This window comes from Pantoea sp. PSNIH1, from assembly GCF_007680655.1.
Classification (GTDB): Bacteria; Pseudomonadota; Gammaproteobacteria; order Enterobacterales; family Enterobacteriaceae; genus Pantoea; species Pantoea eucrina.
Genome location: NZ_VEIP01000007.1, coordinates 139,728 through 155,842, shown reverse-complemented (window position 1 = coordinate 155,842; position 16,115 = coordinate 139,728). Strand labels below are relative to the sequence as shown.

The window sequence follows — 16,115 nt, the reverse complement described above, 5'->3', positions numbered from 1 at the left end:
TTCAGGTTATGTCGCTCAATGCGCTGAGTGTAACGCCTGCTGATAACGTGCAGCTTTCCCTTCAGGCGTGATTCGTACAGCGGCCAGCCATCCGTCATCCATACCACGACCTCAAAGGCCGACAGCAGGCTCAGAAGACGCTCCAGTGTGGCCAGAGTGCGTTCACCGAAGACGTGCGCCACAATCGTCCTCCGTATCCTGTCATACGCGTAAAACAGCCAGCGCTGACGTGACTTAGCACCGACGTAGCCCCCCTGTTCGTCCATTTCAGCGCAGACAATCACATCACTGCCCGGTTGTATGCGCGAGGTTACCGACTGCGGCCTGAGTTTTTTAAGTGACGTAAAACCGTGTTGAGGCCAACGCCCATAATGCGTGCACTGGCGCGACATCCGACGCCATTCATGGCCATATCAATGATTTTCTGGTGCGTACCGGGCTGAGAGGCGGTGTAAGTGAACTGTAGTTGCCATATTTTACGGCAATGAGAGCAGAGATAGCGCTGATGTCCGGCAGTGCTTTTGCCGTTACGCACCACGCCTTCAGTAGCGGAGCAGGAAGAACATCTGATGGAAACGGAAGCCACGCAAGCACCTCAAAATCACCATCATACACTAAATCAGTAAGTTGGGAGCATTACCGACCATGCGATACGCACACTTGGCGCCTGATCATTTGTTTGAAGCATTACGACTTAATCCTTTAAGTTACATGGAACCATGAGAGGGTTAAAAAATATGTGATCAAAAACACTATTTTTCAGAAGGTGGTGAAACTTACGAGTGTCATGGTAAGTCAGTTTATTTATGCATAAAAAACAACATCAATTCCTTTTGCCGTTAACTAAAAACAAAATACCAAGTGGCAAAGAATATTAAAGTAGGTTATATAAATTTAAACGTTCCTTAGGCTGTTTGGTGAGAGGTTTAAATTATGCTTACATCATCAAAATACAAATTCATTCGCACGTTACTCATTAGCATGCTAACAATGCCATTTTATTCTAACGCTGAGTGTGACTTTATTGAATGGACAAAATACAATAAAACCACGCTATTAAAACATAAAAAAAATGATTCATATCTATTTAAGATAAACAGTTTTTCATTAGATGTTGATGGCGCACCAAATGCCTATCACCCCCAAGACAAAGGCAAAAACTGTAGGACTAACAAAAATTTTATAGGTGTTGATTGCTTACAAAATGCTGGATATAAAGGGGGGGATTGGAAGTCAATAATTTTGCCAGACCCGAAAAAACCTGATGAAGGCTATGTGCAACCTGACGGGATTTACGAAGGCTTTTTTATATCCCAAACTTCACTTAAAGATAATAAAAAACGTGACACTGACATAAGTAAGTACGTCAATCCTATAGAAATACCATACGTTGCTATCCCCGGTGAATTCTATAAGAGAAAAGGAACGGGGAAACTTGGTGACGTTGGTTACGCGATTAATATTAAAACTGGTAAGTCGTCACCTTTCATTTTAGCTGACATTGGCCCTAAAAATGCTAGTCTTGGAGAAATATCTTTGTTTTTAGCATCATCACTTGGAGGCCAAAATCCTAATGCACGTATCGGCAGTGGATTACCGAAGGGAGATGTGGTTTTTATAGTATTCCCAGGATCAAGAAAGTCCCCATCATGGCCACTTTCGTATGATGAATTGAAAAAGATTGCAGACAGCCATGTCGAGAATATTGGAGGAAAAGAAAACATTCTAACATGCATGATGTGAAAAAATAGCGCCAAAAAATTCAACTTAAAACTGCCATTGACAACAGAAATTACAATATGAGAATTTAAAATGAAACCTATCATTCTAACCCTCAGTCGCAGTATTTTATTAGGTTGCATTCAAACTAAGAGCATTGATGATAAGTCAGCAGTCAGTATTGTTCAAAGTGATGGTTCACAAAGGAACGGGATTATTTTATCCAAAAAATCTGGATTAATGTACTGTCCTGATGTTCCTCCTGAAATAGCCAGATCATGGGATACTAACGGGAAAGTTTCTGTTAAAGACGCTACAGGTAACAACGTAGGTACTGAAGGTGGGTAATGCTCCCAACTTACTGATAGTGTTTTATGTTCAGATAATGTCCGATGACCTTGTCATGCAGCTCCACCGATTTTGAGAACGACAGTGACTTCCGTCCCAGCCTTGCCAGATGTTGTTTCAGGTTCAGGTTATGTCGCTCAATGCGCTGAGTGTAACGCCTGCTGATAACGTGCAGCTTTCCCTTCAGGCGTGATTCGTACAGCGGCCAGCCATCCGTCATCCATATCACGACCTCAAAGGCCGACAGCAGGCTCAGAAGACGCTCCAGTGTGGCCAGAGTGCGTTCACCGAAGACGTGCGCCACAACCGTCCTCCGTATCCTGTCATACGCGTAAAACAGCCCGCGCTGACGTGATTTAGCATCGACGTAGCCCCCTGTTCGTCCATTTCAGCGCAGATAATGACATCACTGCCCGGTTGTATGCGCGAGGTTACCGACTGCGGCCTGAGTTTTTTAAGTGGCGTAAAACCGTGTTGAGGCCAACGCCCATAATGCGTGCACTGGCGCGACATCCGACGCCATTCATGGCCATATCAATGATTTTCTGGTGCGTACCGGGCTGAGAGGCGGTGTAAGTGAACTGTAGTTGCCATGTTTTACGGCAATGAGAGCAGAGATAGCGCTGATGTCCGGCAGTGCTTTTGCCGTTACGCACCACGCCTTCAGTAGCGGAGCAGGAAGGACATCTGATGGAAACGGAAGCCACGCAAGCACCTCAAAATCACCATCATACACTAAATCAGTAAGTTGGGAGCATTACCCGTTTCCGCATGCAAAAAAGAGAAATCTGTTACACACTCATAACGCCCTTAGCTATTCTTGTCATACAGACACGATGTCCAGGCTGTCAGAAAGAGTCGTTTTTATACGGTACACGTGATGTGTGCATGGATATAAACGATCCTGAAAAGGTGGTACCCGCCGTAAGAGGAAGTCACTGCCTGACATGCGGAAGGGTGATTATAGATGGCGCGGAAAGTGGAATGTTCGATGCCAAGCTACAGGCGCGAGGAGCGACTGATGCGTAATCGCGTGGGTTAGCAGGTTCTGAAACGTTATTCAGGTGTTTTCCTGTCAGCCAGGTTTGTTACAGCCACTTCCTGTTCAGTTATCCTTCATTCAGCCTGAAAACCTGCAAACGCGGGTTAACACAGGTTAAGCTGTCCGCTGCACCGTATAAGTTCTGTACGACAGGATGCTTAACTCCATCTTGAGATGTTCAGGTATAACACGGAGAAATCTGTTGGCTTGGCATGATTACCAGGTCAACGGACCCGATCTCAGTCATGCTCTGATCGATCGCTTTAGCGCATCAAAACTGTGATGACGGCAGAGGTCAGCTTTATCTGAAAGTATTGCGCACTCCGCCCGAGCGCTTTTATCAAGCTCATTAATCAGCACTCAATTTCAAGTGGCCCCCACCGGGCGGACATTGACGAGCGCTGTGCGTTTAACATAACGCCTCAGGGCATGATGTAAGATATGACAGGACGTGAAACAGTCGAGATCCCAACAAAAGAGCAGGCCACCCATTACCGAAGCGGCTGAATATTTTGCATTCAACATTTAAATAAATGCTGATTATTTATGCCATGAAAAATAAGTCCTTGGGCGAGTTTCCAGATAAGCGCTGATAATCAGGAATTTCCTTACTGTTATTTAAAAAATGTCTGGATATGATTTCCGACGCTAAGCGGAACCATTTATCCCTGATGTTCATGCTTAAAGCATATCTTTAATTGTATATTTCTTTACGACTATTTCTCGTAAGCTTCGCCGGGGCGCGTGCGCACCTGTAGAGGTTTGTGAGCCTGAAATTCAGAACGGATTTTTAAAATGAAATACAGTACACAGCAAATTATTTTACACTGGCTTTCAGCCATTATTATAATCTGGGCAACCCTGAGCGGATTTTATGTGGCGTTTTGTCATCCCGATCAGCCTGTTAAAGAGTGGATAGGTTTTTTTAACGTTTCCCTGACAACCCTGTTTATCCCGTTTTTTATATTACGAGTGTGGTATCTCTTCAGACATGGCAGTCCGGCAGAAAGTCTGTTAACGCCGGGAGAACAGCGTATTGCGCATCTGGGGCATCTGGCTTTGTATGCAAATATCAGTGTAGTGCTGATAACGGGCGTGCTGATGATGAATCATGCTATCGATGTCTTCCATATGTTTCACGTGCCGCAACCCCTGCATAGCGTGAGTGCCATTACGTTTTTTAATCAAGTACACGTTCTCGCGTGCATGACGCTTGCACTGCTAATCGCCGGACATATTCTGGCTGTTTTAAAGCATCAACTTAACGGAAAACATATATTACGCAATATGTGCCCCTGAAGCAGAATGCCTTATTGTTTGGACCTTTTCGGTCAGGTGCAGGCAGTGGCAATGTTTAAGAAACTGTCAGGTCTGGCATGAGATTTAAACATTTACTCTCTGGCTGACCACTGCAGACGTTTTTCAGACATCCAGCCCGAGGGTGGCCGGGCTCGGTGTCTGTCATTAACGCCTGAAAGATTAATAAGAAGCAAAACGTGGTAATGCTCCCAACTTCAGTAAGTTGGGAGCATTACCTAATCACGCCATGACGCAGAAGATGGCCGCTGAGCTACTGGCACTGCGTCATGCCGCCTCAGAGCTGGTGGAGGTATCACGGGCAGGGCTGGAATATATCGACGCGATACCAGCGGATATAGCCAGCGCGTTTGATGCGATGCCGGGGTTTAGCCGGGACTGGGCCGAGGACACTATAAGTGAGGCCAGGCAATTACTACTGACCGGGCGGCTATAGGACTAAATTACAGGGACAAAAAACCCGCCTTAGCGGGTTTTGGAGGAGGCCAACGATTAACCAGCTTTTGCTTCGCGGTAACGTAAAGTGCCTGTGCGCTCTGCAAGGTCAAAAGACTCTTTAAGCTGACGCATGGCTTCCGCTTTACGCTCAGCGACGGTCATTTTCTTAATAGAAGTATCTTGTTTTGATTGCATAACCTTTTCTTCCTCATGTTATTTCTTTCCGATTATGAGGCGCTGCGACGACGTTCTATCAGCGCGACCGAGAGAGAAACGATATCCGCAAAGTCTTTCGAGGCGCTGGCTCTTAGCGCCAGATTCCATTTGCTGAGTATACGGGCATTAACAGCCAACTCACTTCCGGCCTTAATCCGTCCGTTATCCGCCAGCCATTCAGCCACATCAGCCCAGTCCCACAGCGGCAACTGATTTTTGATGCGCTGTACCGGAGAAGGAAAGCCGCCCTTACCACGCGCGCCGTCTTTAAAAAGGCTGATTGCCTGGCGGGACATTTCAGTACTGGCAGCTATGTCACTGAGTCCGACAAGAGCGGAATCAACAGAACTGACTATAGCGCCGATCCGGGCTGATTCAATGTGATCTACGGCAGACGCGATGGCGATGTCCAGTGATTCAGCCTCGCGGTCAAACTCCAGATAAACCGATTTGCCATAGGCACAGATAATCGCATCGCTGCAGCCGTTCGTAAAAAGCGCATCCTCAAGACTGACGTGGATGAGGAGATCTGGCCAGGACGCGGACCGGTGAGCCCCTGTTCAATCGGCCAGTTCCGCGACGGCGATTTTCGCCGTGAACATGCGCCGTTCCGCATTGATATTTCCAACGCCTCGCAGGTGGCTTCTGTCACCAAAGAAGTGCTGGCGGAAGGGTATTTCGGCAAAAAGCTGCAGGAGGAGATCCGCTTTCGTGCGGCACGCCGTCTCAGCATCAAAAATGCGCTGGAACAGCTGCCCGATCCCAACAACCGCGTCATGCTGAGCGCCAACAAAGATGCGCTTGGACTGCCTACACCTTCTCTCTACTGGGATGTCGACGACTACGTGATAAAAGGCACAGAGAAAACGCGTGAGTGCTATGACGCCATTGCGGCCCGTCTCGGCGCCACCCGTATAAAACACAGCAAAAGCGGCAAATTCTCCAATCGCCAGCACATTACCGGCACGCTCTCTATGGGACTCGATCCCGCGACCAGCGTGACCGATGCGTGGGGACGCGCCCATGATCATGAAAACCTGTTTATGGTCGGCACCGGCGTGATGCCAACGGTGGGAACCTGTAATGTTACGCTTACCGCGATGGCGCTGGCGCTGCGTACCGCGGATAAAATCCTGCAGGAGACGCAACATGGGTAAGTCCTGGAGAACGCGACTGGCGGCGGGTGTGCTGTTGGCAGTATGCACACAATTGTATGCGGCGGATGAGAGTACGTTAATCAAGCGTGGGGAATATCTGGCGATAGCAGGCGACTGCGGTGCCTGTCACACCGAAGAGGGTAAAGCGCCGTTCAGCGGTGGTCATGCCATTGCGAGTCCGCTTGGCATCATCTTCAGCACCAATATCACACCGTCTAAAACCGCCGGTATTGGCGATTACAGTGAAGCGCAGTTTGCGGCCGCGCTGCGTAAGGGCATCCGTGGAGATGGCAGCCAGCTTTATCCGGCGATGCCCTATACCGCTTATGCCCGTCTGACCGACGAAGATGTTGCAGCGCTGTATGCTTACTTCATGCATGGCGTACAGCCCGTCGATATCCGCCCGGAGGCTACCGCGCTGCCGTTTCCGTTTAACCTGCGCTTCAGCATGGCTGCCTGGAACTGGTTGTTTGCGGACAACATGGTCTACCAGCCCGATGCAACCCAGTCGCAAGCGTGGAATCGTGGCGCTTACTTGGTGCAGGGGTTAACCCACTGCAGTACCTGCCATACGCCACGAAACTTTCTGATGGCGGAACAGCAGGACAAGAATCTGCAGGGTGCGTCACTTGGCACCTGGTACGCGCCGGATATTACCCCGGCAACACTGCAGGGCAAAGCCCACTGGACGCGTAAGATGCTGGCAGATTATCTGGCGACTGGTCATGCTGCGAACGGCGCCACGGCTGGCGGGCCAATGCTGGAAGCAATCGATAAGAGCTTTTCACGCATGACACCAGACGATCGTAACGCGATTGCAACCTATCTGCTTCCCGCCACCCAGGCAGTGAGCGAGCCGGCAACTGCAAAAACGCTGACACCGGTGCAGGGCGATGATATGCCGCAGTCTCTGGCAGGTCTCAGTGAGGGTGAGCAGGTTTATCGGGACAACTGTGCGTCATGCCATAACCTCTCAGGTCAGGGGTTAAATGGCCTGCCGGCGCTGCAGCACCATCCTGTTCTGGATAAGCCCACCGCTGATAACGTGGCAATGGCGGTATTGCAGGGCGTCTGGCCGGAAAACGGGCAGGGAATGATAGGGTTCGTCGATTCGTTAAGCGACGGGCAGGTGGCCGCGGTCACCAATTATGTGATGCAGGATATCGGGCACAGCCAGGTAACGATCAGCGCGGCGCGCGTTCAGGCGCTGCGCAAGGGCGGAGACACGTCGCCGCTGATGGTGATTGCCCGTGTCGGCATGGCGGCGGCAGGTGGGGTACTGATTCTGGGCCTGTTCTGGCTCAGAAAAAAGCGCGCCGCTAAACGCTAAATCCTGGGCCTCTGCTTCATCGCTGAAGCGGAGGTTTTTTATACATTTTCAGGTGGAAGCTTTCTGTACAGACCGAGACATGAGGGTGTAAATATGACATTGCAAGGTACAAATCTGCTTCAAGTATGCCTTACACTGTTGCGGAGTTACTGCTTTCACAATTACGCAACAGACTTTCGGACAGGCCGCAGCTGACGGTCACTACACTGAAAACCCGCTTTAACCACTGTAGGTGACAGGTAACCACTATGGAGGGAAGACCGCCGTTAGTAAGCCTTGTAGATCTTATGAGTACACTGATAAAAAATATATAAAACATTGTGTTAGTGAATAACAGCGCAGCAAAGGCTGTTTTCAGCTTATCGTTAAAACGGATTTTGCTGCCTATAGTGGATATCTGAGACACAGAAATGAAATACTCATACATAACGATGCAGCCCTGACTAGGCGCTTCAAAGCATTTTATTGGGTGCATACCTACACAGTGAAGTTATCAATGAGAGTGTGTAATGATTTTTACTGGCCAAAAGCAGCTAACCACAAGAAGCTATCGAAATTAACAAACAGGCATCAACGACAAGCAGGACAGTGAGCAACTGGCAGGTTGAGCCTGATGGGCCAGCAGTACGTTTGAAGACATTGCAACGTTAGGGATGAACCCCATAATTTAACATAAATAGCATTATACGAACTGGGTGGTGTTTTTTATATTAAATCACTTTGGCTAATTTTGACCATTTCCAGCTATTTAGTGACAAGACTGCTTCAGCTCTTCATCTCATCAGTCAGACCAGTTGCACTCATAACAGACTGAATATTCATACCATTCTTTAACAGATTGTGGGCGATCTCGAGGCTGTCTTCCTGCACGCCCTCCCGTAAACCTTCTTCTCGTTCCTCCAGACGACCTTCCTGACGGCCTCTCTGCTCAAGCTGCTGTGCAATCGTCATCAGTTCATCTGCATGTTGTGGTACCCGCTGCGCCAGTTAGCGGATAAAGCCGCCTGCATCGGGGGGGGGGGGCACCCGCCTGGAGCATATATATTACCAGTGCGTGCATCACTGCCGGACTCCAGCCTGAGCGTCGAGGGGTCGTAAATCGCGAACAGCGCAGGCGGCAGATGTAGCTTCATAAAGTCCCGCGCAGTCTGCTGGTGAGAGAGAAATGTTTTGAAGACCGCATTATGCGGCGCAGGCGTGTTGTTGTTCTTCATTGCGTCACCTGAGCATTTTCCCTGAGCTTCTATGATATTAACGAGGCTTGAATCAAAGCAGACTTCCTGAAGCCTGATATATTTCTCAAATTGACGGCGCACTCTGTCAGACAAATATTTTTTAGCCATTCTTTAGCGACTGCCCCAACCAAATATAAAAGAGTATCAAAGCGTTATTTATAAATACTATCAATAATAACTACGCATCAATACCGGATTACTATCCGCCAGCGCAGTAAAGGGTAACTACAGGGAGATCACGCGTGAAAGATTTTAAAGGTAACAAACAGGCTCTGCCTGTGCGCTACTGTAAACAGTGTCACAAACCCATGACGTGGCGCAAAAAGTGGGAGAAAAACTGGGACGAGGTACAGTACTGCTCTGAACGCTGCCGCCGCGCCGCGAAAGCGGCACGGACAGCAGCAGAGTCATAAGGGGTTAGTTTGCAGGCGCCGTTTCTTGGCGCTTGTCACCAAACCGTTCCCGCATGTGCGCTTCAATCTGCTCCAGTGACTTGCCACGCGTTTCCGGCAGCACCAGCGCGACAAAAATCAGCGATCCGACATTGATAGCGGCAAAAATAAAGAAGGCGTTGTTACCCACTAGCGACAGCAGAGGCGGAAAGGCAAAGGCCACTGCCGCATTACAGATCCACTGAAAAGCCACCGCCGAGCCGGTCAGTACGCCGCGTACCTGCATTGGAAAGAGTTCTGACATCAGCAGCCAGTATACCGGTGAAATGCACATCTGCATAAAGAACAGAAATACCAGAATACAGGCGAGCGCCAGCAGGCTCTGCGTCATGCTGTTCGGCATAAATACCAGCACCGCGCCCAGCGCCAGCTGCATTGCAATCACAATACATAACCCTGTCATCAGCATTTTGCGTCGGCCAAAGTGACTGATTGCCTTGATACCGGCAAACGTCGCCAGTACGGAAACTACACCATTGCCGATGGTCGCAGCAATCGAGGCGCTGGTTCCCATGCCGGTACTCTTCAGGATAATCGGCGTGTAGTACATAAAGGCGTTGACGCCGGTAAACTGCAGCACAATGCCCATGCCGCAGCCCATCAGCAGCAGACGGACAATCCACTTCTCTTTCAGCAGTTCACGCGCCGCGGGCCCCTGTCGTGCCATACGGGCGTTTTCGCGCATCTCTTTCATTTCAGCTTTAATTTCGCGCGGGTTTTCGCGCAGCTTACGCATGATGCGCATCGCTTCACTGAGGCGGCCCTCCGCGACCATCCAGTGCGGCGACGCCGGGACAAAGAAAGTGCCGATAAACAGCAGTACGCCCGGTACCATTGCCAGCGCCAGCATATAGCGCCACATTTTCGGATCGTGCAGCAGCAGACTCATCGCCGCGCTGACGATATAAGCCAGCAGCTGGCCTGAAACAATCATCAGCTCATTGCGGCTTACCAGCGGCGCACGACGCTTGGGTCCTGCGATCTCAGCGATAAACACCGGCACAGTCGATGAACCGCCGCCCACGGCAATGCCGAGTATAAACCGCATTACCACCATGATTTCAATATCGGGGGCTACCGTGGTACCAAAGGCGCCGGCGACAAACAGCAGCGCCAGACTGCGCAGCGTAATACGGCGGCCAAAGCGATCGGAAACGTAACCGCTGAGAAACGCACCTACCGCGGAGCCAAACGTCAGGGAGGATGTCACCAGCCCTTCGGTAAAAGGCGTAAGGTTAAGCCCGCCCTGTGCGGCAGGTAGTGTCATATAGGGCAGTGCGCCGGAAATAATTCCGGTGTCATAGCCGTATGCGAGGGCTCCCATTGTGGCCACCAGCACCACAAAAAACAGTCGTTGCTGAACGGTGAAATTAAGCGCGCCGCCGTCGTCCGGCGAGTCTTGAGAAGAGTTTTGCATAGCTGCATCCCTGTTTAAATGGCACACACAGCACGTTGCTGTGTAAAGAAAGGTATGAGTATAGGAGCGATTTTCGGAATGGGATCTGAATCACATAATTCGTTAAAAGCAGCGGGTCCCCGGTACTAAACCAGTAAGGTATGCCGTCTGCCTCTGTAAGCCGGGCGCAATCATATTGCTGTATCCGTTTCCGGTACGCCCGTGCCGGCCGATACCTTACCCTGCACTGCCTGAAAGGATGCTGCCTGATGCCCGTGAATTTTGATCTTAATGACCTCTATGCGTTCCGCGCGCTGGTGGAATATGGCAACTTTCGCCTGGCAGCAGAGTCGATCTGCCTGTCGCAATCTGCGCTGAGCCGCCGGATTGAAAAACTGGAAGCGGCGCTCGGCACGCGGCTTTTTGACCGCACAACGCGTCGCGTTATGCTGACGCTCTATGGCCAGAGCTTTGCTGAGCGATCTGAACAGCTGCTGGCAAACGTGGAAGCGGTACTGGCTGACATCAATCAGGTAAGCCAGGAGCGCACCGGTCTGGTGACGGTCGCGACAGTGCCTTCGGCTGCGTACTACTTTATGCCTGAAGTGATCCGGCGCTTTCGCGCACGCTATCCGCGGGTGCGGGTCAAAATTATCGACAGTAGCGTGGGCAATGTTATTGAGGCGGTCAGCAGCGGCCAGGCGGATTTCGGGATTTGCTTTGCGAAAAGCCTGCCGCCAGCCATTGAATTTTTACCGCTGGAAGAGGATGTGTATGTTGCGGCCTGCCGGCACGAACACCCGCTGACGCGCCGATCATCACTGAGCTGGGAGGAGTATTTTCAGCAGGAGTATATCGGGCTGGATAAGGTATCAGGTAACCGCTCCCTGCTCGACCAGGCGCTGGCGCATATCATTCCGGCCCGGCCCAGCATCTGTGAAACGCGCCACGTCACTACCCTGTTAGGCATGGTCGAGGCGGGCATTGGTATTGCGGCAGTGCCGGCGATGTCGATGCCCTCCTCAGGACACTCCTTACTGGCGCAGATACCGCTGACGCATCCGGTGGTGACCCGATCCGTGGGTCTGATTCGCCGTCGTGGCCGTATTCAGTCATACGTTGCCGCCGAGCTGGAGAAGCTCATTACTGAACAGTATCACCCTGCTTAGCGGTCGCGGTTACGCTGTGCATACCGGTTGCGGTCACAATTTTCTGCGCCTGCGGAGAGGCCAGGAAACTCAGAAGCGCTTTACCTTCATCGGGATGCTGCGCGTTTACCGTTACCGCGCCGGCGAAGCGGGTAATGTACTGCACATTTGCCGGCAGCTCACCGGCAAAACTGACACCCGGCACCGGCAGCAGCTCGCTGACCTGCTGGAAGCCAATGGCGTAACGTCCCTGCGCCACCTGCGAGGCGACCGGAATGCGCTCCACCATCTGCGCTTTTGTCTGCATCTCCCGATCGATCCCCAGCTTTTTAAACAGCTCATTACTGACATAGCGGCCGCTGGCGCTGTCTGAATAGGCGACAGACTTTGCGCTAAGCAGTGTCGTACGCAGCTCAGCATCGGTTTTAATCGCCGGCAGCGGATCGCCCTGCTTTACCACGATACCAATCGGCGAGTCTGCCAGCTCCTGGCGGGTGCCGGCGGCAATGCGCTTATCCTGCTGCAGATGCGTCAGCGCATCACCGACCATAATTACTACATCAGCCTGTTCACCGCGTGCCAGGCGGTTAGGGATAGCCTGCGGCGTCTTCCCCATAGAGGGGCCGGGGATAACTACCAGATGGTTACCGCTCTGTTTTTCATAGACGGGTGCCAGTTTTTCCAGTGCAGCTTTAAAGCCGCCGGAGATCATCACGCTGACATCCTGCGCCAGCACGTTGGTGCTGAACGAAGCGAGCATGATTGCAGTAAGGCTCAGAATCGGTTTATACATTATTTCATTCCCTGTTAGCGTGCGGTTTGCAGCGTCAGTGCGCGACGACGATAGAGATAGAGCGTGGCGAGCAGCGCGCAAATTGCGGCAAAGCTCATCCAGTAGCCTGGCGACGCTTTATCACCGGTATACTCAATCAGCGCAGTGGAGATAACCGGCGTAAAGCCGCCAAAGACCGCGGTCGCCAGGCTATAAGCCAGTGAAAAGCCCGCCACGCGCACTTCAGCTGGCATGATCTCGGTCAGAGCAGGGATCATAGCGCCGTTATAGAGGCCGTAAATGAAGGAAAGCCACAGCAGTACCGTCAGCATCATAGAGAAGCTTGGTACCGCCGCCAGCATGGTCAGCGCCGGGTAAGCGGTTGCCAGCGCCAGCAGCGTCATCGCGACCAGCACTGGCTTACGGCCAAAGCGGTCAGACAGGGCACCGCCCACCGGCAGCCAGAGAAAGTTAGAAATGGCCACCAGCAGCGTGACCAGCAGACTATCTGATGCGCTGAGCATCAATACTTTTTTGCCGAAGGTGGGCGCGTAAACCGTGATCAGATAGAACGCGGTAGTGGTCATCGCCACCATCAGCATGCCCGCAATCACAACCGGCCAGTTGCTCAGCAGCGTTTTAAATACCTCACCCATCGCCAGATGTTTACGGCGCGCGGTAAACTCCTGCGTCTCTTCCAGCTTGCGACGCAGAATAAAGATAAACGGCACGATCAGGCAGCCAAACAGGAACGGGATACGCCAGCCCCAGCTGCTGATTTCACCCGGCTCCAGCGCAGCGTTCAGGGCAAAGCCCATTGCGGCTGCAACCATAATGGCAACCTGCTGACTGCCAGACTGCCAGCTGGTGTAAAACCCTTTTCGTCCCGGCGTGGCAATTTCAGCAAGATAGACCGAAACACCGCCCAGCTCAGCGCCTGCTGAAAAACCCTGCAGCAGACGGCCGGTCAGCACCAGCAGGGGTGCCCAGAGGCCGATACTCTGATAAGAGGGGATCAGTACAATCAGGAATGTGCCCGCCGCCATGATAGAGAGCGTGACGATAAGCCCTTTACGACGGCCCACTTTGTCGATGTACGCGCCAAGTACAATGGCGCCGATAGGACGCATCAGAAAACCGGCGCCAAAGACGGCAAAGGTCATCATCAGTGAGGCAAACTCACTGCTGGCCGGAAAAAAGGTATGGGCGATATAGGTGGCGTAGAAGCCAAAGAGAAAAAAATCGAACTGCTCCAGAAAGTTACCGGATGTCACGCGCAGTATGGCACTGATACGCGAACGGGTGGTCATGGGTGAGGTAAAGGAATGCATCAGAATCTCCAATTGTCATGGGCGCTTTATCGTTGCGCCTGTCACGAAAGACTGGATCAGAAAAATAGAGTTAATAAGCGCAATAAACTCATGCACTGATGCGTTACATGCATTAATACAGACCCGAAGCTGAAAATCATTTTATATATTAGGTTGTTAAATATTTGTAAGCATCATGTCAGGAATATTCAGGCTGAAAGGAGATACATCAGCTTTGTGACCAGCTTCAAGCCTAAAGTCCAAACTTTTACACTCAAAAGCTGGTAATGCTACCAACTTACTGATTTAGTGCACGATGGTGTTTTTTGAATTGCTCCAGTGGCTTCTCTTGCCATCAGTTGTCCCTCCCGTTCAGCTACTGAAGGTGTGGTGCGTAACGGTATAAGCACTGCCGGACATCAGCGCTATCTCTGCTCTCACTGCTGTAAAACATGGTAACTGCAGTTTAGTTACACCGCTTCTCAGCTCGGTACACACCAGAAGATTATTGATATGGTCATGAATGGCGTCGGATGCCGGCCCTCAGCGCATTATGGACGTGGGCCTCAACACCATTTTCCGCCATTTGAAAAACTCGGGCCACAGTCAGTAACCTCGGGTATACAACCGGGGGTGATGTGATTGTCTGCGCTGAAATGGACGAACAGTGGGGCTAGGTCAGTGCGAAATCACGCCAGCGCTGGCTGTTTTACACGTATGACAGGATACGCAGGACAGTTGTGGCCCGTGTATTCGGAGAACGCACTATGGCCATGCTGGAACGTCTTATGAACCTACCGTCGGCCTTTGACGTGGTGATATGGATGACGGACGGCTAGCCGCTGTATGAATCACGCCTTAAGGGAAAGCTGCACGTTATAAGCAAGCAATATACGCAGCGAATTGAGCAGCATAACCTGAATCTGAGGCAGCATCTGGCAAGGCTGAGCAGGAAGTCACTGTCATTCTCAAAATCGGAGGAGTTGCATGACAAAGTTATCGGGCATTATCTGAACATAAAACATTATCAGTAAGTTGGAGTCATTACCCGTAAGTTATGGCATTGATAACTGTATACTGAAGTGGTCAACTAAAACTGGCCACCGCGTTAGAGTTTTTCCAGTATCGGTTTTCCGATTCGTTTGGTGGTAACCCACAGTTATATTCATGCGGCCTGAGCGCGCTGTAATACCCAACGATATAGTCCGTTATAGCGTGAGCTGCTTCGCTGAAGCTTACGTAGCCCGTCATCGGCACCCATTCGTTCTTCAGGCTCCTGAAGAAGCGCTCCATTGGGCTATTATCCCAGCAGTTTCCGCGCCGGCTCATACTCTGCTTGATTCGGTATCGCCACAGTAACTGCCGGAACTGCCTGCTCGTATAATGACTGCCCTGATCGCTGTGGAACATTAACCCCATGGGCTTACCGCGAGTTTCCCATGCCATTTCCAGCGCTTTCATGGTGAGCCTGCTGTCCGGCGAGAACGACATTGCCCAGCCCACTGGTTTTCTTGCGAATAGGTCGAGGACAACGGCGAGGTACGCCCAGCATTTACCTGTCCAGATATTGGTCACATCACCGCACCACACCTGGTTTGGCTCTGTTACGGCGAACTGTCGCTCAAGATGATTCGGGATAGCAACGTGCTCATGCCCCCCACGCTTATACCGGTGAGTCGGCTGCTGACAACTGACCAGCCCCAGCTCTTTCATGAGTCTGCCAGTGTCACGGGGCAGACGGAAAGCAAGATTGTTGCCTGTCTATAAATAAACTCTGTTCTCAACGAGACGCCTGCACTAAGGCCATGCCGGGCTGGCACGGACACGTGCGTATCCTGAAAGAGAAACCTGCCAGCACACTGATTTCCTCACGAGCTCAGTTTCTGCGATTTCCTGGCTTTGCAGATTCAAGGTAATTGTCTGCCATGACGTTCATCGCCTATCATGAGTGGTTATATGTGAGAACTATCACTCCTTACAGCTTATATAAGCTATAAGGAGTGGATGTTATGGCTTGATCATAAGCTGTAGTGAGTAAACATAAGCTATAGGAAGTAATGTGAGTTCTGCTATTTTATAGCTGAGAAGCCGGAAATGCATATAAACCATTAAAAATCAGCAGGATAATCTCAAGTAAGAAAGACTCTGACTTGTTAATCATAAGCTGTAGTGAGTAATCAGCTACTCGCCATCACTGCATAAGCTATAGTGAGTGGAATAAGCGGCAATTTGCGT

At 50.9% G+C, this 16,115-nt stretch carries 13 protein-coding genes and 6 pseudogenes; 9 read left to right on the top strand and 10 right to left on the bottom strand.

The window, feature by feature from the left end; genetic code table 11:
* Window positions 1-586, bottom strand: a pseudogene (locus FS690_RS15695) (IS1 family transposase); the annotation flags it as partial.
* Between the two features lie 347 nt (window positions 587-933).
* Here FS690_RS15695 and FS690_RS15685 point away from each other — a divergent pair.
* Window positions 934-1,743: a glycoside hydrolase family 75 protein gene (locus FS690_RS15685; RefSeq protein ID WP_145339878.1), complete on the top strand. Its 810-nt coding sequence runs from the start codon at window positions 934-936 to the stop codon at window positions 1,741-1,743.
* A gap of 69 nt (window positions 1,744-1,812) precedes the next feature.
* Window positions 1,813-2,067 carry a hypothetical protein gene (locus FS690_RS15680; protein ID WP_145339877.1) on the top strand — a complete coding sequence of 85 codons (255 nt, stop codon included), beginning with the start codon at window positions 1,813-1,815 and terminating at the stop codon, window positions 2,065-2,067.
* Between the two features lie 10 nt (window positions 2,068-2,077).
* Here the strand turns inward: FS690_RS15680 and FS690_RS15675 are convergent.
* Window positions 2,078-2,774 (bottom strand): annotated as a pseudogene (locus FS690_RS15675) (IS1 family transposase).
* Between the two features lie 64 nt (window positions 2,775-2,838).
* Between FS690_RS15675 and FS690_RS18690 the strand changes: the two are divergent.
* Both FS690_RS18690 and FS690_RS15665 read left to right on the top strand, forming a co-directional pair.
* Complete coding sequence (locus FS690_RS18690; protein ID WP_145339876.1) at window positions 2,839-3,096, top strand: DUF2614 family zinc ribbon-containing protein; 258 nt, start codon at window positions 2,839-2,841, stop codon at window positions 3,094-3,096.
* A gap of 808 nt (window positions 3,097-3,904) precedes the next feature.
* The gene (locus tag FS690_RS15665) at window positions 3,905-4,408 is read left to right on the top strand and encodes a cytochrome b (protein ID WP_065647931.1); all 504 of its coding nucleotides are present in this window, start codon (window positions 3,905-3,907) and stop codon (window positions 4,406-4,408) included.
* A gap of 510 nt (window positions 4,409-4,918) precedes the next feature.
* Here FS690_RS15665 and FS690_RS18395 read toward each other — a convergent pair.
* Both FS690_RS18395 and FS690_RS15655 read right to left on the bottom strand, forming a co-directional pair.
* The gene (locus FS690_RS18395) at window positions 4,919-5,059 is read right to left on the bottom strand and encodes a hypothetical protein (protein WP_167350660.1); all 141 of its coding nucleotides are present in this window, start codon (window positions 5,057-5,059) and stop codon (window positions 4,919-4,921) included.
* Window positions 5,060-5,091: 32 nt separating this feature from the next.
* The gene (locus tag FS690_RS15655; RefSeq protein WP_065647933.1) at window positions 5,092-5,601 is read right to left on the bottom strand and encodes a DNA-binding protein; all 510 of its coding nucleotides are present in this window, start codon (window positions 5,599-5,601) and stop codon (window positions 5,092-5,094) included.
* On the opposite strand from FS690_RS15655, the pseudogene FS690_RS15650 reads away from it, so the two are divergent.
* Both FS690_RS15650 and FS690_RS15645 read left to right on the top strand, forming a co-directional pair.
* Window positions 5,593-6,237: pseudogene (locus FS690_RS15650) on the top strand (GMC oxidoreductase); the annotation flags it as partial. The gene FS690_RS15655 and the pseudogene FS690_RS15650 overlap by 9 nt on opposite strands.
* On the top strand, window positions 6,230-7,567 hold the full coding sequence (locus FS690_RS15645; RefSeq protein WP_065647934.1) for a cytochrome c: 1,338 nt from the start codon (window positions 6,230-6,232) through the stop codon (window positions 7,565-7,567). The pseudogene FS690_RS15650 and the gene FS690_RS15645, both read left to right, overlap by 8 nt.
* Before the next feature lie 765 nt (window positions 7,568-8,332).
* Here the strand turns inward: FS690_RS15645 and FS690_RS18685 are convergent.
* Both FS690_RS18685 and FS690_RS18680 read right to left on the bottom strand, forming a co-directional pair.
* On the bottom strand, window positions 8,333-8,518 hold the full coding sequence (locus FS690_RS18685) for a hypothetical protein (RefSeq protein WP_065647935.1): 186 nt from the start codon (window positions 8,516-8,518) through the stop codon (window positions 8,333-8,335).
* Window positions 8,519-8,628: 110 nt separating this feature from the next.
* Window positions 8,629-8,781: pseudogene (locus FS690_RS18680) on the bottom strand (Rpn family recombination-promoting nuclease/putative transposase); the annotation flags it as partial.
* A gap of 263 nt (window positions 8,782-9,044) precedes the next feature.
* Here FS690_RS18680 and FS690_RS15635 point away from each other — a divergent pair.
* Window positions 9,045-9,215: a DUF2256 domain-containing protein gene (locus FS690_RS15635; protein WP_071882943.1), complete on the top strand. Its 171-nt coding sequence runs from the start codon at window positions 9,045-9,047 to the stop codon at window positions 9,213-9,215.
* Window positions 9,216-9,219: 4 nt separating this feature from the next.
* Here the strand turns inward: FS690_RS15635 and FS690_RS15630 are convergent, their stop codons facing one another.
* Entirely contained in the window at window positions 9,220-10,671 is a 1,452-nt protein-coding gene (locus FS690_RS15630; RefSeq protein WP_065647936.1) for a sugar porter family MFS transporter, read from the bottom strand.
* 248 nt (window positions 10,672-10,919) lie between these two features.
* Here FS690_RS15630 and FS690_RS15625 point away from each other — a divergent pair, with 248 nt between their 5' ends.
* A complete protein-coding gene (locus FS690_RS15625; protein WP_094111216.1) occupies window positions 10,920-11,819 on the top strand; it encodes a LysR family transcriptional regulator in 900 nt (299 codons plus the stop codon).
* Here the strand turns inward: FS690_RS15625 and FS690_RS15620 are convergent.
* Entirely contained in the window at window positions 11,794-12,558 is a 765-nt protein-coding gene (locus FS690_RS15620; protein WP_370512315.1) for a substrate-binding domain-containing protein, read from the bottom strand. The two genes, FS690_RS15625 and FS690_RS15620, sit on opposite strands and share 26 nt — an antisense overlap.
* A gap of 47 nt (window positions 12,559-12,605) precedes the next feature.
* Complete coding sequence (locus FS690_RS15615; protein ID WP_065648041.1) at window positions 12,606-13,901, bottom strand: MFS transporter; 1,296 nt, start codon at window positions 13,899-13,901, stop codon at window positions 12,606-12,608.
* Between the two features lie 318 nt (window positions 13,902-14,219).
* On the opposite strand from FS690_RS15615, the pseudogene FS690_RS15610 reads away from it, so the two are divergent.
* A pseudogene (locus FS690_RS15610) lies at window positions 14,220-14,914 on the top strand (IS1 family transposase).
* A 52-nt stretch (window positions 14,915-14,966) separates the two neighbouring features.
* Here the strand turns inward: FS690_RS15610 and FS690_RS15605 are convergent.
* Window positions 14,967-15,602: pseudogene (locus tag FS690_RS15605) on the bottom strand (IS3 family transposase); the annotation flags it as partial.
* Window positions 15,603-16,115: the final 513 nt, after the last annotated feature.

Coding starts and splice junctions, on each gene's coding strand:
- FS690_RS15685 (WP_145339878.1), top strand. CDS start 934: ATGCTTACATCATCAAAATACAAATTCATTCGCACGTTACTCATTAGC.
- FS690_RS15680 (WP_145339877.1), top strand. CDS start 1,813: ATGAAACCTATCATTCTAACCCTCAGTCGCAGTATTTTATTAGGTTGC.
- FS690_RS18690 (WP_145339876.1), top strand. CDS start 2,839: ATGCAAAAAAGAGAAATCTGTTACACACTCATAACGCCCTTAGCTATT.
- FS690_RS15665 (WP_065647931.1), top strand. CDS start 3,905: ATGAAATACAGTACACAGCAAATTATTTTACACTGGCTTTCAGCCATT.
- FS690_RS18395 (WP_167350660.1), bottom strand. CDS start 5,059: ATGCAATCAAAACAAGATACTTCTATTAAGAAAATGACCGTCGCTGAG.
- FS690_RS15645 (WP_065647934.1), top strand. CDS start 6,230: ATGGGTAAGTCCTGGAGAACGCGACTGGCGGCGGGTGTGCTGTTGGCA.
- FS690_RS18685 (WP_065647935.1), bottom strand. CDS start 8,518: ATGACGATTGCACAGCAGCTTGAGCAGAGAGGCCGTCAGGAAGGTCGT.
- FS690_RS15630 (WP_065647936.1), bottom strand. CDS start 10,671: ATGCAAAACTCTTCTCAAGACTCGCCGGACGACGGCGGCGCGCTTAAT.
- FS690_RS15625 (WP_094111216.1), top strand. CDS start 10,920: ATGCCCGTGAATTTTGATCTTAATGACCTCTATGCGTTCCGCGCGCTG.
- FS690_RS15620 (WP_370512315.1), bottom strand. CDS start 12,558: ATGCTCGCTTCGTTCAGCACCAACGTGCTGGCGCAGGATGTCAGCGTG.
- FS690_RS15615 (WP_065648041.1), bottom strand. CDS start 13,901: ATGCATTCCTTTACCTCACCCATGACCACCCGTTCGCGTATCAGTGCC.